The 17,357-nt window shown below is 59.4% G+C and carries 17 protein-coding genes; 4 read left to right on the forward strand and 13 right to left on the reverse strand.

Annotation, left to right across the window (positions count from 1 at the left end; genetic code table 11):
* Positions 1–7 precede the first annotated feature (7 nt).
* Both WFM45_RS21880 and WFM45_RS21885 read left to right on the forward strand, forming a co-directional pair.
* Positions 8–574, forward strand: a complete 567-nt coding sequence (locus tag WFM45_RS21880) for an NADPH-dependent FMN reductase (RefSeq protein WP_004933859.1) — start codon at positions 8–10, stop codon at positions 572–574.
* Between the two features lie 76 nt (positions 575–650).
* Positions 651–1,703: a hypothetical protein gene (locus tag WFM45_RS21885; RefSeq protein ID WP_033631390.1), complete on the forward strand. Its 1,053-nt coding sequence runs from the start codon at positions 651–653 to the stop codon at positions 1,701–1,703.
* A 35-nt stretch (positions 1,704–1,738) separates the two neighbouring features.
* On the opposite strand, the gene WFM45_RS21890 is transcribed toward WFM45_RS21885, so the two are convergent.
* Positions 1,739–3,076 (reverse strand): NCS2 family permease, encoded by a 1,338-nt coding sequence (locus tag WFM45_RS21890; protein WP_033631389.1) that lies wholly within the window; start codon positions 3,074–3,076, stop codon positions 1,739–1,741.
* Between the two features lie 233 nt (positions 3,077–3,309).
* Here WFM45_RS21890 and WFM45_RS21895 point away from each other — a divergent pair, with 233 nt between their 5' ends.
* On the forward strand, positions 3,310–3,714 hold the full coding sequence (locus WFM45_RS21895; RefSeq protein ID WP_085337615.1) for an NUDIX hydrolase: 405 nt from the start codon (positions 3,310–3,312) through the stop codon (positions 3,712–3,714).
* A 46-nt stretch (positions 3,715–3,760) separates the two neighbouring features.
* Positions 3,761–4,429 (forward strand): 6-phosphogluconate phosphatase, encoded by a 669-nt coding sequence (yieH, locus tag WFM45_RS21900; RefSeq protein WP_033631387.1) that lies wholly within the window; start codon positions 3,761–3,763, stop codon positions 4,427–4,429.
* Here yieH and WFM45_RS21905 read toward each other — a convergent pair.
* The 12 genes from WFM45_RS21905 to atpD form a co-directional block, all read right to left on the reverse strand.
* Positions 4,426–5,166 (reverse strand): amino acid ABC transporter permease, encoded by a 741-nt coding sequence (locus WFM45_RS21905; RefSeq protein WP_015376138.1) that lies wholly within the window; start codon positions 5,164–5,166, stop codon positions 4,426–4,428. The two genes, yieH and WFM45_RS21905, sit on opposite strands and share 4 nt — an antisense overlap.
* Before the next feature lies 1 nt (position 5,167).
* On the reverse strand, positions 5,168–5,881 hold the full coding sequence (locus tag WFM45_RS21910) for an amino acid ABC transporter permease (protein WP_015376137.1): 714 nt from the start codon (positions 5,879–5,881) through the stop codon (positions 5,168–5,170).
* A gap of 81 nt (positions 5,882–5,962) precedes the next feature.
* The gene (locus tag WFM45_RS21915) at positions 5,963–6,802 is read right to left on the reverse strand and encodes an ABC transporter substrate-binding protein (RefSeq protein ID WP_019455482.1); all 840 of its coding nucleotides are present in this window, start codon (positions 6,800–6,802) and stop codon (positions 5,963–5,965) included.
* A 168-nt stretch (positions 6,803–6,970) separates the two neighbouring features.
* A complete protein-coding gene (phoU, locus tag WFM45_RS21920; RefSeq protein WP_048326737.1) occupies positions 6,971–7,705 on the reverse strand; it encodes a phosphate signaling complex protein PhoU in 735 nt (244 codons plus the stop codon).
* A gap of 11 nt (positions 7,706–7,716) precedes the next feature.
* The gene (gene pstB / locus WFM45_RS21925) at positions 7,717–8,487 is read right to left on the reverse strand and encodes a phosphate ABC transporter ATP-binding protein PstB (RefSeq protein ID WP_016929614.1); all 771 of its coding nucleotides are present in this window, start codon (positions 8,485–8,487) and stop codon (positions 7,717–7,719) included.
* 54 nt (positions 8,488–8,541) lie between these two features.
* A complete protein-coding gene (pstA, locus tag WFM45_RS21930; RefSeq protein ID WP_004933824.1) occupies positions 8,542–9,432 on the reverse strand; it encodes a phosphate ABC transporter permease PstA in 891 nt (296 codons plus the stop codon).
* 1 nt (position 9,433) lies between these two features.
* Positions 9,434–10,390 (reverse strand): phosphate ABC transporter permease PstC, encoded by a 957-nt coding sequence (pstC, locus tag WFM45_RS21935; protein ID WP_004933822.1) that lies wholly within the window; start codon positions 10,388–10,390, stop codon positions 9,434–9,436.
* Positions 10,391–10,481: 91 nt separating this feature from the next.
* Positions 10,482–11,522: a phosphate ABC transporter substrate-binding protein PstS gene (gene pstS / locus WFM45_RS21940; protein ID WP_004933819.1), complete on the reverse strand. Its 1,041-nt coding sequence runs from the start codon at positions 11,520–11,522 to the stop codon at positions 10,482–10,484.
* Positions 11,523–11,857: 335 nt separating this feature from the next.
* The gene (gene glmS, locus WFM45_RS21945; protein ID WP_060558007.1) at positions 11,858–13,687 is read right to left on the reverse strand and encodes a glutamine--fructose-6-phosphate transaminase (isomerizing); all 1,830 of its coding nucleotides are present in this window, start codon (positions 13,685–13,687) and stop codon (positions 11,858–11,860) included.
* Positions 13,688–13,838: 151 nt separating this feature from the next.
* Positions 13,839–15,212 carry a bifunctional UDP-N-acetylglucosamine diphosphorylase/glucosamine-1-phosphate N-acetyltransferase GlmU gene (glmU, locus tag WFM45_RS21950; protein ID WP_033631386.1) on the reverse strand — a complete coding sequence of 458 codons (1,374 nt, stop codon included), beginning with the start codon at positions 15,210–15,212 and terminating at the stop codon, positions 13,839–13,841.
* Positions 15,213–15,502: 290 nt separating this feature from the next.
* Entirely contained in the window at positions 15,503–15,922 is a 420-nt protein-coding gene (locus WFM45_RS21955) for a F0F1 ATP synthase subunit epsilon (RefSeq protein ID WP_004933814.1), read from the reverse strand.
* 20 nt (positions 15,923–15,942) lie between these two features.
* Entirely contained in the window at positions 15,943–17,325 is a 1,383-nt protein-coding gene (gene atpD / locus WFM45_RS21960) for a F0F1 ATP synthase subunit beta (protein ID WP_033631385.1), read from the reverse strand.
* Positions 17,326–17,357: the final 32 nt, after the last annotated feature.

Here is a 17,357-nt window from a genome sequence, read left to right on the forward strand (position 1 = left end):
AATCACCATGTCAGACCAAGCCTTAAAAATCGTCACTCTACTCGGCAGCCTGCGCAAAGGCTCCTACAACGCCATGGTGGCTCGCGCCCTGCCTGGTCTGGCCCCGCAGGGCGTCACCATTGAAGCGCTGCCCTCCATCCGCGATATCCCGCTGTACGACGCCGACATGCAACAGGGTGAAGGCTTCCCTGCCGCGGTCGAGGCGATCGCCGAGCAGATCCGCCAGGCCGACGGCGTGATCATCGTCACCCCTGAATATAACTATTCCGTACCCGGCGGGTTGAAGAACGCCATCGACTGGCTGTCTCGCGTACCGAATCAGCCGCTGGCCGGCAAGCCGGTCGCCATTCAAACCAGCTCAATGGGGCCGATCGGCGGCGCGCGCTGCCAATACCATCTGCGCCAGATCCTGGTGTTCCTCGATGCGATGGTAATGAACAAGCCTGAGTTTATGGGCGGCGTGATCCAGAGCAAGGTCGATGAACAGGCCGGTGAACTGAGCGACCAGGGAACGCTGGATTTCCTGACCGGCCAGCTGTCCGCGTTCAGCGATTTTATTCGCCGCGTGGAGTGAAGGTCTCGCGGCGCCCGCTGGGCGCCGCAACAGGACATGACGTCCGTCAATTTATTGAAATTAAAGCCATAGCATCATGTATTTTTTCATTTTAGCGTTATTTTTCGTTTCCATCACCAGTCCCGCTTTCGCCGCAGACATGCGTTATCCCGCCGGTGAAGAGCCGCTGGAGCTGCCGGCGCACAGCGCGCTCAACGCCCAACTATCGCGTTCCGCGCAAACCCAGGAAGACAAAAAGCTCGGCGCCATGTCGCTGTACCTGACGCTGATGCGCGAAGACGGCCGCAACGTCTGGGCGCCCTACCAGCTGGCGGTGTCGTCGGCGGAGAAAGGGCAAACCGAACTGGCGGAGCGTTACCTGCAGCTGAGCGCCGACCGCGGCCTGTGGTACTACTACAACCTGCTGGAGGACGACGCCTTCAACAGCATCCAACACTCCGCCACTTACCAATCCATTTTGGCCGCCACCAAAGCGCGCTATCTGCAGCACGCCCGTCAGTATGAAGGCAAAGCCAGCTACGCGGTGCCGGACGGCGAAGCGCCGCCCGAAGGTTGGCCAACGGTGATCTTCCTGCATACCTACGGCAAAGCCGCCGCCATCAGCCCCGAGGAGCGGCTGCTGTTCGGCGAAATGGGCGTGGCCTACATCGAGATCAACGGCACGCAGATGCTGTCGGAAAACAGCTTCCGCTGGTCAAATTACAGCGACGAGAGCACCCAAACCACCCTGCAGCGCACGGTGCAACAGCTGGCTCCGCAGCTAAAGCTGGATCCCCGGCGGATTTACCTCAGTGCCCGCGGCCAGGGCGCGTTGCACGCCGCCAACCTGATCGCGAAGTACCCGCAGTTTTACGCCGGCGCGCTCCTGATCGCCCCCCACGGCGAGATCAAGCCGGCCCAGCAGTCGCTGGCGGCGAAAAAGAAAATCGTGATGGCGTATTACGATCGGCAGACCTTCAGCGAGCAGGCGCTGGCGCTACATTTCGCCAATCTGTTCGGGGAGGAGAATCAGGTGCAGACGCTGCACTTCGCCCAGGGAGAGGATGCCGCCGGCAGCTGGCAGGCGCGCTTCAGGCGGCCGTTGCAGTGGGTGTTGGATCAGGCGCCGGATGCGACGCCGGGCGTCTAGGGATTCAGGGCCGACCGCCGTCGGCCCTTTGGCTGTCAATGGCCGTCGACGAAGACGATCTTCAGCACGAACAGCAGCGCCACCACCACCACGCACGGGCTGATTTCACGCCAGCGGCCGGTACCCAGCTTCATCACGCAGTAGGAGATAAAGCCGAGCGCGATGCCCTCGGTGATCGAGAAGCTGAACGGCATCATCACCGCGGTGACAAACGCCGGCACCGCTTCGGTCAGATCGTCCCACTTCACCCGCGCCAGGCTGGAGGTCATCAGCACGCCGACGTAGATCAGCGCACCGGCGGCGGCGTAAGCCGGCACCATGCCCGCCAGCGGCGACAGGAAGATCACCAGCAGGAACAGCAGGCCGGTGACCACCGCCGTCAAACCGGTACGGCCGCCGACGGCGACGCCAGATGAGCTTTCGATATAAGCGGTCACGGAAGAGGTGCCAGCCAACGAACCGGCCACTGAGCTGATGCTGTCAACGTACAGCGCCTGCTTCATGCGTGGGAACTTGCCCTGGTTGTCGGTCAGACCGGCTTTATCGGTGACGCCGATCAGGGTGCCGGAGGAGTCGAACAGGTTCACCAGCATAAACGAGAAGATGACCCCGGCCAGCCCGATGTCCAGCGCGCCGGCCACGTCGACCTGGCCCACCACCGAGGTAATGCTCGGCGGCAGCGAAAACAAACCGCCGTATTTCACGTCGCCCAGCATCCAGCCGATCAGGGTAGTGACCACGATCGACACCAGCACCGCCGCATGGAAGTTACGCGAAGAGAGCACGGCGATGATAAAGAAGCCGAGCGCCCCCAGCAGCACGTTGTGCGAGGTCAGGCTGCCGATGGTCACCAGCGTGTCCGGGTTGGCCACCACGATGCCGGCGTTTTTCAGCCCCATCATGCCGATGAACAGACCGATGCCGCTGGTGATGCCGACCCGCAGGCTGACCGGAATGTTGGCGATCATCCAGTAGCGAATGCGGAAAATGGTCAGCAGCAGCAGGCCGACCGCGCCCCAGAAGATGGCGCCCATGCCCACCTGCCAGGAGATGCCCATCGCCCCGACCACCACGAAGGCGAAGAAAGCGTTCAGCCCCATCGCCGGCGCCAACGCCACCGGCAGGTTCGCCAGCAGGCCCATAAAGATGCTGCCGAAGGCGGCGATCAAACAGGTGGTGACAAATACCGCCTGGGTATCCATGCCCGCCGCGCCCAAAATTTGCGGGTTAACGAACACGATATACACCATGGTGAGGAAGGTGGTGATACCGGCAATCGTTTCCGTACGCGCCGTCGTGCCATGTTGCTTGAGTTTAAACACGCGCCCAAGCAAGCCTTGCTCAGCGTCAAGGCCAGATACTGGTTTGGTCATTATCAGAATTCCGAAAATGGGAATGGACAGTCGCCGGCTATCCTATAACAAAAAGTGGGGCTTTTGACGCCGGTCACAGGTTTTTTTCGCCGTCTTTACGGCTAAACGTGTCAACGGCTTGTATTTACAGACATTCATCCCCCAACCGCCCATTGCGTTGCCGTTTGTCGGCACGGCCGATAAAATGGCCTATCGCCCCCTCTTTCCCTATTCGTTAATAAACAGGAATCCGCATGTCTTCGACCTTTATCGATAAGCTGGCGTTGATCGCGCTGAAAGATGACAAAGTGGCGCTGGTGCGCTCACACAACAAGACGCTGTTTTATATGCCAGGCGGAAAGCGCGAAGCGGGTGAAACCGACGAACAGGCGCTGTGCCGCGAAATCGACGAAGAGCTGACCGTCGCGCTGCAGCCGAACTCCATCGCGTTTTACGGCGAGTTCTCCGGCCCGGCAGACGGCAAGCAGGACGGCACCCAGGTGCGCATTCGCTGCTACCAGGCCGGCTTTACCGGGCAGTTGCAGCCGGCCGCCGAAATCGCCGAGCTGAAGTGGTGCGACAGCCGCGATCTGCCGCAGTGCTCACACGTCGCCGCGCTGATTTTGCACGATCTCAAGGCGCGTAGCCTGATCAAGTGATCGCTGAGCGGCCTCAGCGGCGTTAACCCGAAGGAACCTGTCCCGCATGAATCAGATTGACTGCATTTTGTTCGACTGCGACGGCACGCTGGTGGACAGCGAAGTGCTGTGCAGCAAAGCCTATGTGCACATGTTCGCCCGCTACGGCATTCATCTGTCGCTGGAAGAGGTGTTCAAGAAATACAAAGGGGTGAAGCTGTACGAGATCATCGATCGAGTCAACGCCGAGCAGGGCACTGACCTGGCAAAAGAGACGCTGGAGCCGCTGTATCGGCAGGAAGTGGCGCGGCTGTTCGACAGCGAGCTGCAGCAGATTGCCGGCGCCCGCGAGCTGCTGGCGCAGGTGACGGTACCTGTCTGCACCGTCTCCAACGGGCCGGTCAGCAAGATGCAGCACTCGCTCGGCCTGACCGGCATGCTGCCTTATTTTGATGACCGGTTGTTCAGCGGCTATGACATTCAGCGCTGGAAGCCGGATCCGGCGATCGTGTTTCACGCCGCCGAACAGATGCAGGTGCCGGTGACGCACTGCATCCTGGTGGACGATTCACCCGCCGGCGCGCAGGCCGGCATCAATGCCGGCATCCCGGTCTTTTACTTCTGCGCCGATCCGCATAACCCGCCGATCGATCACCCGCTGGTGACGACGTTTGACGACCTGGCTCAATTGCCCGCGCTGTGGCGCGAACGCGGCTGGCGGCTGACGGCCGATTAACTGGCCGGCAACGGCGGCTTGTTGCGCCACCAGCGCCAGGACCGCTTCAGCGCGCGGGTTTGCGCGCCGAAGCGGCGGTTGACCGCATTGGCCAGCAGATCGAGCGCCAGGCAGAACACGAAATAGACCAGCGCCACGAACAGGAACACTTCCATCGGGTAGACCATGCTGCGGTTGTTGACCTGGGTCGCCAGGAAGGTCAGTTCGCCAACGCCGACGATATAAGCCAGCGAGGTGTCTTTGATCAGGGAGATCCACTGGTTGATGAACGACGGCACCATCATGCGCAGCGCCTGCGGCAGCACGATCATGCGCAGCGTCTGCCAGCGGGTCAGCCCCAGAGAGAGCCCGGCCTGCCACTGGCCGGGGCCGATGGCGGCGATGCCGGCTTTCACCGCATGGGCCAGATAGGCCGAGGCGATCAGCGCCAGCGCGCACACGACGGTGGTGATTTCCGGGATCTCGACGCCAAACACCATTGGCAGCAGGAAATAGGTCCAGAAGATCAGCATGATGACCGGAATGGCGCGGAAAAAGCCCAACACCGCCGCCAGCAGCCCGGCGGCGATGCCGCGCGACATCGCCAGCGCCACGCCGAGCAGGGTGCCGAGCACCGCCGAGGCCACGCCGGCCATCAGGCTGATCGCCAACGTCAACGCCGCGCCGCCCAACGGCCCGTCCGGCCAGGTGCCCCACAGCAGGTAACCCAGGTTGTCGTGAATCACGCTGAAATCCATCTCAATGTCCTCCCAGCGGTTTACGCTGTTGTCGCCACATGCCCCAGCCTTCCAGCAGCGCGATGATGGCGATATACAGTACCGTCGCCACGCCGAACGCCTGGAAGGTGCGCAGGGTTTCGGTTTCGACCTGACGCGAGGCGTAAGAGAGTTCGGCCACGCCGATCGCCATGGTCAGCGACGAGTTCTTGATCACGTTCATGTATTGCCCCAGCAGCGGCGGCAGCGCGATTTTCAGCGCCTGCGGCAGCACCACATAGCGCATCGCCTGCCAGCCGGTCAGCCCCAGCGCCTGAGCGGCATATTTCTGTCCGCCGGCGACGCCGCGAATGCCGGAGCGGATCTCTTCGGCGATAAAGGCGGTGGAGTACAGCGTCAGGCCGAAGAAACCGGCGAGAAACTCGAACGACGGCCACTCAAGCGGACCGATCTGATGGGCGCTGTTCAGCCACTGCATGGCGGCGGACGGCAAGATCTGGCCGGCGGCGAAGTACCAGAAGAACAGCTGCACCAGCAGCGGCGTATTGCGAAACAGCGAGCTGTAGCCCATCGCCAGCCAGCGCAACGGCCGCAGGCTGCTGTCGCGCATCGCCGCCAGCACGAAGCCCAGCAGCGTGGCCGCCAGGCCCGCGCAGGCGGAAAGCCACAGCGTCAGCAGAAAGCCGTGCCACAGCCAGCTCAGGTATTGCGGCGCCAGCAGCCAGTCCAGGTTCATGTTCAATCCTTGTCTTGCAGAATGCATCAGGGGCGCAGCAAGCTGCGCCCCTCCATACCGATCTCACCGCGCGCGGTTAAATCAGGCTTTCGGTTGCTGATCCAAAGGCGCGATTTTGAAATCGCCGCGCGGCTGGGCGGATTGGGTTTCCGGCCCGAACCAGCGATCGTAAATCTTAACCGCTTCACCGTCTTTTTCCAGCTTGATCAGCGTCTCGTTCACCGCGGCGGTCAGGCGATCTTCGCCCTTGGGAATGCCGACGCCCTGATACTCTTTGGTCAGGCTGAACGGCGAAATCTCAAACTCGGCCTTCTGCGCCGCCGGCAGATTGCCAAGCAGGCCGACCAGCTTGGCGTCGTCCTGAGTGATCGCCTGCACGTTGCCGTTGCGCAGCGCCACGAACGCCAGCGGGGTATCATCGTAGGAGATCACTTTCGCCGTCGGGAAACGCTCGCGCAGGGTGATTTCCTGCACCGTGCCCTTATCCGCGCCGATGCGCAGCTTCTTGATGTCTTCCGGCGTTTTCAATACGCCTTTGCGGGCGATGAATTTCTGGCCGGTGGCGAAATACGGCACGCTGAAGTTCACTTCCTTGGCGCGCTCGTCGGTAATGGTGAAGTTGGCAGCAATCAGGTCAACCTTCTTCGACACCAGCAGCGGAATGCGGTTGGCCGGGTTGGTGGCGCGCAGCTCCACTTTCACCCCCAGCGCTTTGCCGATCGCGTCGGCGACATCCACATCGTAGCCCACCAGCTTCTTGCTCTGCGGATCGATGTAACCGAACGGCGGATTGCTGTCGAACACCGCGATGCGCACCACGCCGGCTTGCTTGATATCGTCAAGTTTGTCCGCGTGCGCGGCGCCGGCGGCGAGGCCGGTCAGACTGGCTAACAACGTTAAGGCCAAAGCGCGATGTTTCATAGAGAGCTCCTAAGTGGTTGATGTCCTGCTGGCGGATAAGCTAGCAAGCGCCACATAGGTCAGGAAATAATATAAAAAGCTATATTTATAACCTTTTTATCTTTACGCGCTTAAGATGGAATAAAGGCGCGGGAAACCGCGCCTTTGAAGGATATTACCCGGAAAGGGTCAGTCGTCTTTTTCGTCTTTACTGCCCGGAGACAGCAGCTTTTCCAGGGCGTCGCCGCCCAAATGACGGAAATCCTGTCCTTTGACGAAATAGAAGATAAATTCGCAGATGTTCTGGCAGCGATCGCCGATACGCTCGATAGAACGGGCGCAGAACAGCGCGGTCAGCACGCTCGGAATGGTGCGCGAATCTTCCATCATGTAGGTCATCAGCTGACGCACGATGCCTTCATATTCCTGATCGACCTTTTTATCTTCCCGGTAGATACGGATCGCTTCGTCCAGATCCATGCGCGCGAACGCGTCCAGCACGTCATGCAGCATCTGCACGGTGTGGCGCCCCAGCGACTCCAGGCTGACCAGCAGCGGCTGGTGCTGGTGCGAGAACTTCTCCAGCGCGGTGCGGCAGATCTTGTCCGCCACGTCGCCGATGCGTTCCAGCTCGGAAATGGTTTTGATGATCGCCATCACCAGACGCAGATCGCTGGCGGTCGGCTGGCGCTTGGCGATAATGCGCACGCAGGCTTCGTCGATCGCCACTTCCATCATGTTGACCTTGGCGTCGCCTTCGATCACGCGCTTGGCCAGCTCGCCATCCTGATTGTGCATCGCGGTGATGGCGTCGGTCAGCTGCTGCTCCACCAGCCCGCCCATAGTCAGCACCTGGGTGCGGATATGCTCGAGCTCTGCGTTGAACTGGCCGGAAATGTGTTTGTTTAAATTCAGGTTATCCATGATGCTTCCTATCAACCATAACGGCCAGTGATGTAGTCTTCAGTCTGCTTTTTCTGCGGCGCAGTGAACAGGTTATCAGTATCACTGAACTCGATCAGCTCGCCCAGATACATAAATGCGGTAGAGTCGGAGCAGCGCGCCGCCTGCTGCATGTTGTGCGTCACGATCACCACGGTGTAATCGGCCTTCAGCTCGCTGATCAGCTCTTCAATCTTGCCGGTGGAGATCGGATCCAGCGCCGAGCAAGGCTCATCCAGCAACAGCACTTCCGGACGAATGGCGATGCCGCGGGCAATGCACAGACGCTGCTGCTGGCCGCCGGAGAGGCTGTAGCCGCTCTGGTGCAGCTTGTCCTTGGTTTCGTTCCACAGCGCCGCCTTGGTCAGCGCCCACTGCACGCGCTCGTCCATATCGGCGCGCGACAGCTTTTCAAACAGGCGAACGCCGAAGGCGATGTTGTCGTAAATCGACATCGGGAACGGCGTCGGCTTTTGGAACACCATGCCGACCTTGGCGCGCAGCAGCGCGATATCCGAGTTGTCGGTCAGGATGTTCTGGCCGTCCAGCAGGATGCCGCCTTCCGCACGCTGTTCCGGGTACAGCTGGTACATCTTGTTGAAGGTGCGCAGCAGGGTGGATTTGCCGCAGCCGGACGGGCCGATAAACGCGGTGACCTTGTTCTTGGCGATATCCAGCGTGATGTTCTTCAGCGCATGGAATTTGCCGTAGTAGAAGTTCAGATCGCGTACCTGAATTTTGCTGCTGGAAGCGTCAGTAACCATACTCATCAAGACTTCTCTCTTTTCATCAGCGCCGCCAAAGCGGCGCTCAAAATTTTATGAATGCTTTTTCTTGGCGAAAATCACGCGCGCCAGGATATTCAGTAGCAGTACGCACAGGGTGATCAACAGCACCCCCGCCCAGGCCAGCTGCTGCCATTCGGCGAACGGGCTCATGGCGAATTTGAAGATGGTCACCGGCAGGTTGGCGATCGGCTGCATCAGGTCGGTGCTCCAGAACTGGTTCGACAGCGAGGTGAACAGCAGCGGCGCCGTTTCCCCCGCGATGCGCGCAATCGCCAGCAGCACGCCGGTGATGATGCCGGACACCGACGCCTTCAGCGTGATAGCGGAAATCATGCGCCATTTCGGCGTGCCCAGGGCATAGGCGGCCTCGCGCAGCGTATCCGGCACCAGCTTCAGCATGTTCTCGGTGGTGCGAATGACGATCGGCACCTGCAGCAGCGCCAGCGCCACGATGCCGGCCCAACCGGAGAAGTGTTCCATCTTCGCCACCACGATGGTGTAAACGAACAGGCCCACCACGATCGACGGTGCGGAGAGCAGGATGTCGTTGATAAAGCGGATCACTTCCGCCAGCCAGGATTTACGGCCGTATTCCGCCAGGTAGATGCCGGCCATGATGCCCAGCGGCGTACCGAAGAGTGTCGCCCACAGGATCAACAGCCCGCTGCCGGCGATGGCGTTTGCCAGGCCGCCGCCCGCGGTGTTCGGCGGCGGGGTCATTTCGGTGAACAGCGCCAGCGACATGCCGTCGAAGCCTTTGGTGACGGTGGCGATCAGGATCCAGATCAGCCAGAACAGCCCGAACGCCATGGTCGCCATCGACAGGAACAGCGCGAGGCGGTTTTTCTGCCGGCGCCAGGCCTGCATTTTGCGGCGGCTTTCCGCCAGAACGACTGCGTTTTGCATATCCATCGTCGCCATGTTAACGCCCCTCATTCTTGGCCAGACGCATGATCATCAGTTTCGACAGCGCCAGCACGATAAAGGTGATAACAAACAGAATCAGGCCCAGCTCCATCAACGCGGCGGTGTGCACGCCGGACTCGGCTTCGGCGAATTCGTTGGCCAGCGCCGAGGTGATGCTGTTGCCCGGCATGTACAGCGAAGCGCTGTCGAGCTGGTAGGTGTTGCCGATGATAAAGGTCACCGCCATGGTTTCCCCCAGCGCGCGGCCCAGGCCCAGCATCACGCCGCCGATGACGCCGTTTTTGGTGAACGGCAGCACGATGCGCCAGATGACTTCCCAGGTGGTGCAGCCGATGCCGTAGGCCGACTCTTTCATCATTACCGGGGTCTGTTCGAAGACGTCGCGCATCACCGCGGCGATGTAAGGAATGATCATGATAGCCAGGATCACCCCGGCGGCCAGGATGCCGATGCCGAAGGCCGGGCCGGAGAACAGCTCGCCGACGATTGGAATGCCCGACAGTACTTCGCCCACCGGCGTCTGGAAGTATTCGGCGAACAGCGGGGCGAACACGAACAGGCCCCACATGCCGTAGACGATGCTCGGAATGGCCGCCAGCAGCTCAATGGCGATGCCCAGCGGCCGCTTCAGCCAGTTCGGCGCCAGTTCGGTCAGGAACAGCGCGATGCCGAAGCTCACCGGCACGGCGATGATCAACGCGATAAGCGAGGTGACCACGGTGCCGTAGATCGGCACCAGCGCGCCGAACTGCTCCGCCGGCGCGTCCCACTCTTTGGTCCACAGGAACGCAAAGCCGAATTTCTGCATGCTTGGCCAGGAGGCGAAGATCAGCGAAACGATGATGCCGCCCAGCAACAATAGGGTAATCAGCGCAGCCAGTCTCACCAGCGCGCTGAAAATGATGTCACCGTTTTTGCCCGGTGCTTTGATGGTCGGCTTGTACTCAGCCATAGATTACTCTCTGTTTGAACCCTGGCAGCCCCAACCGGGATCGGAGCCTGAAGAACTGTGTGGGGCGCGGCGAACCCGCGCCCCTGCGTTGTTAGTACAGCGCTTTACCTGAACTGTCTTTTACGTTGGTTTTCCAGGCCGCACGCACCTGCTCAACCACTTCTGCCGGCAGGGTGGCGTAATCCAGTTCGTTCGCCTGCTTGGCGCCGGTTTTATACGCCCAGTCGAAGAACTTCAGCACTTCGGCGCCCTGAGCAGGGTTTTTCTGCTCTTTGTGCACCAGGATGAAGGTGGTGGAGGTGATTGGCCACACGTTGTCGCCTTTCTGGTCAGTCAGATCCTGAGCGAAGGTTTTGCTCCAATCCGCGCCTTTGGCGGCGTTGCTGAAGCTCTCTTCGGTCGGGCTGACCGGTTTGCCGTCGGCGGACACCAGCTTGGTGTAAGCCAGGTTGTTCTGCTTGGCGTAAGCGTATTCTACGTAACCGATAGAGCCAGGCAGGCGCTGAACGAAGGCGGCGATGCCGTCGTTGCCTTTACCGCCCAGACCGGTCGGCCAGTTAACGGTAGAACCGGCGCCAATCTTCTCTTTCCACTGCGCGTTGGCCTTGGACAGGTAGCTGGTGAACACGAACGAGGTGCCGGAACCGTCGGCGCGGCGCACCACGGCGATGTTCTGGTCAGGCAGTTTCACGCCAGGGTTCAGCTTGGTGATAGCCGGATCGTTCCACTTTTTGACGTTGCCCAGGTAGATATCACCCAGGGTTTTACCGTCCAGCGTCAGTTCGCCGGATTTGATGCCCGGGATATTCACCGCCAGCACCACGCCGCCAATCACGGTCGGGAACTGGAACAGGCCATCGGCCGCCAGTTTGTCGTCAGACAGCGGGGCGTCGGAGGCGCCAAAGTCAACGGTGTTGGCCACGATTTGCTTTACGCCGCCAGAGGAGCCGATGCCCTGATAGTTAACTTTATTGCCGGTTTCTTTCTGATAAGAATCTGCCCACTTGGCGTAAACCGGAGCGGGGAATGTCGCACCTGCACCGGTCAGGCTGGCAGCAGCGAACGCGGACACGGCGGTCAGGGAGAAGGTCGCTGCCACAATACTGGCGACGGTGGTACGCATCAGTTTCATAATCCCTCCTAATGGGATACTTAAAATCGACTTCGAGTCGTTTTAATCAGAGTAAGTATTGCTGCAGGAGGGAAAATAGGACAGTTTGGTGACAGAAAAATGTACGCAATATGACAGTTATATTACAGTGTATTTGATAGGTGTTTGTTTGTATGTAAATCAGAAGGTTAGCCGTGAAACAGCACATTTCCCAAGCAATAAAAAACCGGCTTGGCGCGGCCTATCCGCTTGAATATGACAACGTTTATCACCGAAACGGCAGCGCTGTCATCTTTAAGGTCACTCATGAAAAAAGCCGGCGCTAAGGCCGGCTTTTGCAGTTTACCTGCGACAAATTACTCTACGGTGACAGACTTCGCCAGGTTGCGCGGCTGGTCAACGTCGGTGCCCTTGATCAGCGCCACGTGGTAAGACAGCAGCTGCAACGGCACGGTGTAGAAGATCGGCGCGACGATTTCCTCGACGTGCGGCAGAGGAATGAGGGTCATGCCTTCGCTGCTGACGAAGCCGGCGTCCTGATCGGCGAACACGTACAGCTGGCCGCCGCGCGCGCGCACTTCTTCAATGTTGGACTTCAGCTTTTCCAGCAGTTCGTTGTTCGGCGCCACCACGATCACCGGCATATCGGCGTCGATCAGCGCCAGCGGGCCGTGTTTCAACTCGCCCGCCGCATAAGCTTCAGCGTGAATATAGGAGATCTCTTTCAGCTTCAGCGCCCCTTCCATGGCGATCGGATACTGATCGCCGCGGCCGAGGAACAGCGCATGGTGCTTGTCGGAGAAGCCTTCCGCCAGCGCTTCGATCTCTTTATCCATCGACAGCATCTGCTCGATACGCGCCGGCAGCGCCTGCAGACCATGCACGATCTCGTGCTCCACGCTTTCCGCCATGCCTTTCAGACGGCCCAGGCGCGCCACCAGCATCAACAGCACGGTGAGCTGCGTGGTGAAGGCTTTGGTCGAGGCTACGCCGATTTCCGTACCGGCTTTGGTCATCAGCGCCAGATCGGATTCGCGCACCAGCGAAGAGCCGGCAACGTTACAAACGGCCAGCGAACCGAGATAACCCAGCTCTTTGGACAGGCGGAGCGCCGCCAGGGTGTCGGCGGTTTCGCCGGACTGCGACAGAGTGATGATCAGGCTGCCCGGACGCACCGCCGATTTGCGGTAACGGAATTCGGACGCGATCTCGACATCGCATGGCACGCCGGCCAGCGCTTCGAACCAGTAACGCGCCACCATACCGGAGTGGTAAGAAGTCCCACAGGCGATAATCTGCACGTGCTGCACCTTGGCGAGCAGCTCGTCGGCGTGCGGCCCCAGCTCACTCAGGTTGATTTGGCCATGACTGAAACGCCCTTCCAGGGTGTTTTTCAGCGCCAGCGGCTGTTCGTAAATCTCTTTTTGCATGTAGTGGCGATAAGCGCCCTTGTCGCCGGCGTCATACTGCACCTGGGATTCGATCTCAGGGCGCTCGATGGCGTTGCCCTGTTTGTCGAAGATGTTGACGGTGCGGCGAGTCACTTCCACCACGTCGCCCTCTTCCAGGAAGATGAAGCGACGGGTGACCGGCAGCAGCGCCAGCTGATCGGAGGCGATGAAGTTTTCCCCGACGCCGCGGCCGATAACCAGCGGGCTGCCGGAACGCGCCGCGACCAGCACGCTCGGATCGCGGCTGTCCATCACCACGGTGCCGTAAGCGCCGCGCAGCTGCGGGATCACGCGCTGAACCACTTCCAGCAGCGTACCGCCTTGCTGTTGTTCCCAGTGCACCAGGTGCGCAATCACTTCGGTGTCGGTTTCAGAGCTGAAACGGTAACCGCGTTCAATCAGCAGTTCGCGCAGCGGCTCGTGGTTTTCGATAATGCCGTTATGCACCACGGTAATGTAGTCGGAAACATGCGGGTGCGCGTTCGCTTCGGTCGGTTCACCGTGCGTAGCCCAACGGGTGTGAGCGATGCCGGTACCGCCGTGCAGATCGGTTTGTTCCGCCGCTTCGGCCAGCTTTTGTACCTTGCCAACGCGACGCAGGCGACTGACGTTGCCTTTTTCATCGACCACCGCCAGACCAGCGGAGTCATAACCGCGGTACTCGAGACGACGTAAACCTTCCAACAGGATTTCTGCGATATCACGTTGCGCTACTGCGCCTACAATTCCACACATCAGTTATATTCCTAATGAACGCCCTTCATGGGCGCTTTCGATGCCTTGACCTGATTTTTGCCGGTTTTTACCGTGCGTCCCCCGAGCCTGTAGATGGTGGGGGTTATTATGTTTTGTATTGGGCTCTGAACGGAGCCCAACGCAAAACACACTATGACTTCTTCTTCACCGGACGTTGCCAACCCTGAATGTGCACCTGCTTGACGCGGCTCAGCACCAGTTCGTTCTCGGCGATATCGCGCGTTACCGTGGTGCCGGCGGCGATGGTGGATCCTTTGCCGACCGACACCGGCGCCACCAGCTGAGTATCGGAACCGACGAATACGCCGTCGCCGATCAGCGTTTTGTGCTTGTTGGCGCCATCGTAGTTACAGGTGATGGTGCCGGCGCCGATATTCACGTCATCACCGATTTCGGCATCGCCCAGGTAGCTGAGGTGGCCGGCCTTGGAGCCTTTGCCCAGACGCGCCTTTTTCATTTCCACGAAGTTGCCGACGTGAGCCCCTGCCGCCAGCTCCGCGCCAGGGCGCAAGCGGGCGAACGGCCCCACCGTGCAGTCGGCTTCCAGCACGCTGTCTTCCAGCACGCTGTAAGGGCTGATCTCGCAGTTATCGCCAATCACGCAGTTTTTCAGCACGCAGCCGGCGCCGATTTTCACCCGGTCGCCCAGCTTGACGTGACCTTCGATAATCACATTCGCATCAATAGTGATGTCACGGCCGTGAACAAGTTCCCCGCGCAGATCGAAACGCGCCGGATCCAACAACATCACGCCGGCCAATAGCAACTTTTCAGACTGTTCCGACTGGAATACGCGCTCCAGAGTCGCCAGCTGCAGACGGTTGTTCACGCCTTCCACTTCACTTAAACGCGACGGGTGCACGGCTTCGATTTTCTTGCCGTCGGCATGGGCCAACGCAATGATATCGGTGATGTAAAACTCGCCCTGTGCGTTGTCATTATTCAACATTCCGAGCCAGCGCTTCAGATCGCGCCCGTTCGCCACCAGGATGCCGGTATTGATCTCGTTGATCTGGCGCTGTGCCTCGCTGGCGTCCTTGTGTTCGACGATGCCCACCACGTTGCCCTGCTCACGCACGATGCGGCCGTAACCGCTCGGATCGTCCAGCTTGACCGTCAGCAGGCCGATGCCGCCCTGCGGCTTGGCCGCCAGCAGGCGTTGCAGCGTATCCACGGAGATTAACGGCACATCGCCGTACAGCATCAGCACGTCTTCATCGTCGGCAAAGTGCGGCGCGGCCTGCTGCATCGCATGGCCGGTACCCAGTTGCTCGGCCTGCAGCACCCAGTTCAGCGCGCCTTCGGTCAACGTGCTTTTCAACAGATCGCCGCCGTGGCCGTATACCAGATGAACCTGTTGCGCGCCCAGTTTCATCGCGGCATCAATGACGTGTTGCACCATCGGCTTGCCGGCCAACGGATGTAAGACCTTGGGAAGATCGGAATACATGCGTGTTCCCTTGCCCGCGGCGAGGATGACCACGCTCATTGCGCTGTTCGACATAAGCAACCTGATAACTCCATTTTGATAGACGAAAGTAAAACCGTTTAGCGGCGATATTACTACATATTTCTCTGCACGAACCCGGCGCAGGCCGCGTGGGCCTTGGTCTGCCGCTATCACGGCTAATTCGGCGTCGGGACGAAAAAACTGTCGGCGATCGGCGACGTTTATTTCCCGATATCAGCGGTTATACACCACACCGCCCGCCGGGCTGAAATGCTTATTTTAAAGTAAAAAAAAAGCGACCCTATAGGCCGCTTTCTTAAAGTTGGGTGCCGGGCACCCAAACATTACATCGCTTTTCTGGTGAGCTCGATAACGCGCAGTTTTGCGATCGCTTTCGCCAGTTCAGCGGATGCCTGAGCATAGTCGACATCGCCATGAGAGCTGCGAATGTGTTCTTCAGCTTTACGCTTAGCTTCCAACGCTCTCGCTTCGTCGAGGTCAGTACCACGGATAGCAGTGTCCGCCAGCACGGTAACCACGCTCGGCTGCACCTCGAGGATGCCGCCGGACAGGTAGATGAACTCTTCTTCACCGTGCTGCTTAACAATACGCACCATGCCAGGCTTGATGGCAGTCAGCAGCGGCGCATGGCCAGGGAAGATCCCCAGTTCACCTTCGCTGCCTGTCACCTGGATCTTCTGCACCAGGCCGGAAAACATCTGTTTTTCCGCGCTGACTACATCCAGATGGTAAGTCATAGCCATATCACCCTCCTCTCAAGGCGTTACAGTTTCTTGGCTTTTTCCACTGCTTCTTCAATGGTGCCAACCATGTAGAACGCCTGCTCCGGCAGGTGGTCATAGTCGCCGTCCATAATGCCTTTGAAACCACGGATGGTGTCTTTCAGCGATACGAACTTGCCCGGAGAACCGGTGAAGACTTCTGCCACGAAGAACGGCTGAGACAGGAAACGTTGGATCTTACGCGCACGGGATACGACCAGTTTGTCTTCTTCAGACAGCTCGTCCATACCCAGGATCGCGATGATATCTTTAAGTTCCTGGTAGCGTTGCAGAATGGACTGCACGCCACGCGCTACGTCGTAGTGCTCCTGGCCAACAACCAGCGGATCCAGCTGACGGCTGGTGGAATCCAGCGGGTCAACGGCCGGGTAGATACCCAGAGAAGCGATGTTACGGCTCAGTACCACGGTTGCGTCCAAGTGCGCAAAGGTGGTGGCTGGTGACGGGTCAGTCAAGTCATCCGCAGGAACGTAAACGGCCTGTACGGAAGTGATGGAACCGGTCTTGGTCGAGGTGATACGTTCTTGCAGAACGCCCATCTCTTCCGCCAGCGTTGGCTGATAACCTACCGCGGATGGCATACGGCCCAGAAGTGCGGACACTTCGGTACCGGCCAGGGTGTAACGGTAGATGTTGTCAACGAACAGCAGAACGTCACGGCCTTCGTCACGGAATTTCTCAGCCATGGTCAGACCGGTCAGCGCAACGCGCAGACGGTTACCTGGTGGCTCGTTCATCTGGCCGTAAACCAGGGATACTTTGTCCAGAACGTTGGAGTCGGTCATTTCGTGGTAGAAGTCGTTACCCTCACGAGTACGCTCGCCCACGCCCGCAAACACGGAATAACCGGAGTGCTCGATCGCGATGTTACGGATCAGCTCCATCATGTTTACGGTTTTACCCACGCCCGCACCGCCGAACAGACCGACTTTACCGCCCTTGGCGAATGGACAAATCAGGTCCATTACCTTGATACCGGTTTCCAGCAGTTCCTGGGAGTTGGACAGCTCTTCGTAGCTTGGCGCCGCGCGGTGAATCGCCCAACGCTCTTCTTCGCCGATGTCGCCTTTCATGTCGATCGGTTGACCCAATACGTTCATGATACGGCCCAGGGTAGCTTTACCCACCGGCACTTCAATCGGGTGGTCCAGGTTGTTCACTTTCAGACCGCGACGCAGACCGTCGGAGGTCCCCATTGCGATACAGCGAACCACGCCACCGCCCAGCTGTTGCTGAACTTCCAACACCAGTTTTTCGGTGCCGTTTTCTACCTCAAGGGCGTCGTACACTTTCGGTACGGCATCCTGAGGGAACTCGACGTCCACCACGGCGCCGATTACCTGGATAATCTTTCCAGTAGCCATCTTGAATCCTCTACGTAATTCGTAAACCTAGC

It is taken from the genome of Serratia sp. KG1D (assembly GCF_037150675.1).
Taxonomy (GTDB): domain Bacteria; phylum Pseudomonadota; class Gammaproteobacteria; order Enterobacterales; family Enterobacteriaceae; genus Serratia; species Serratia nematodiphila.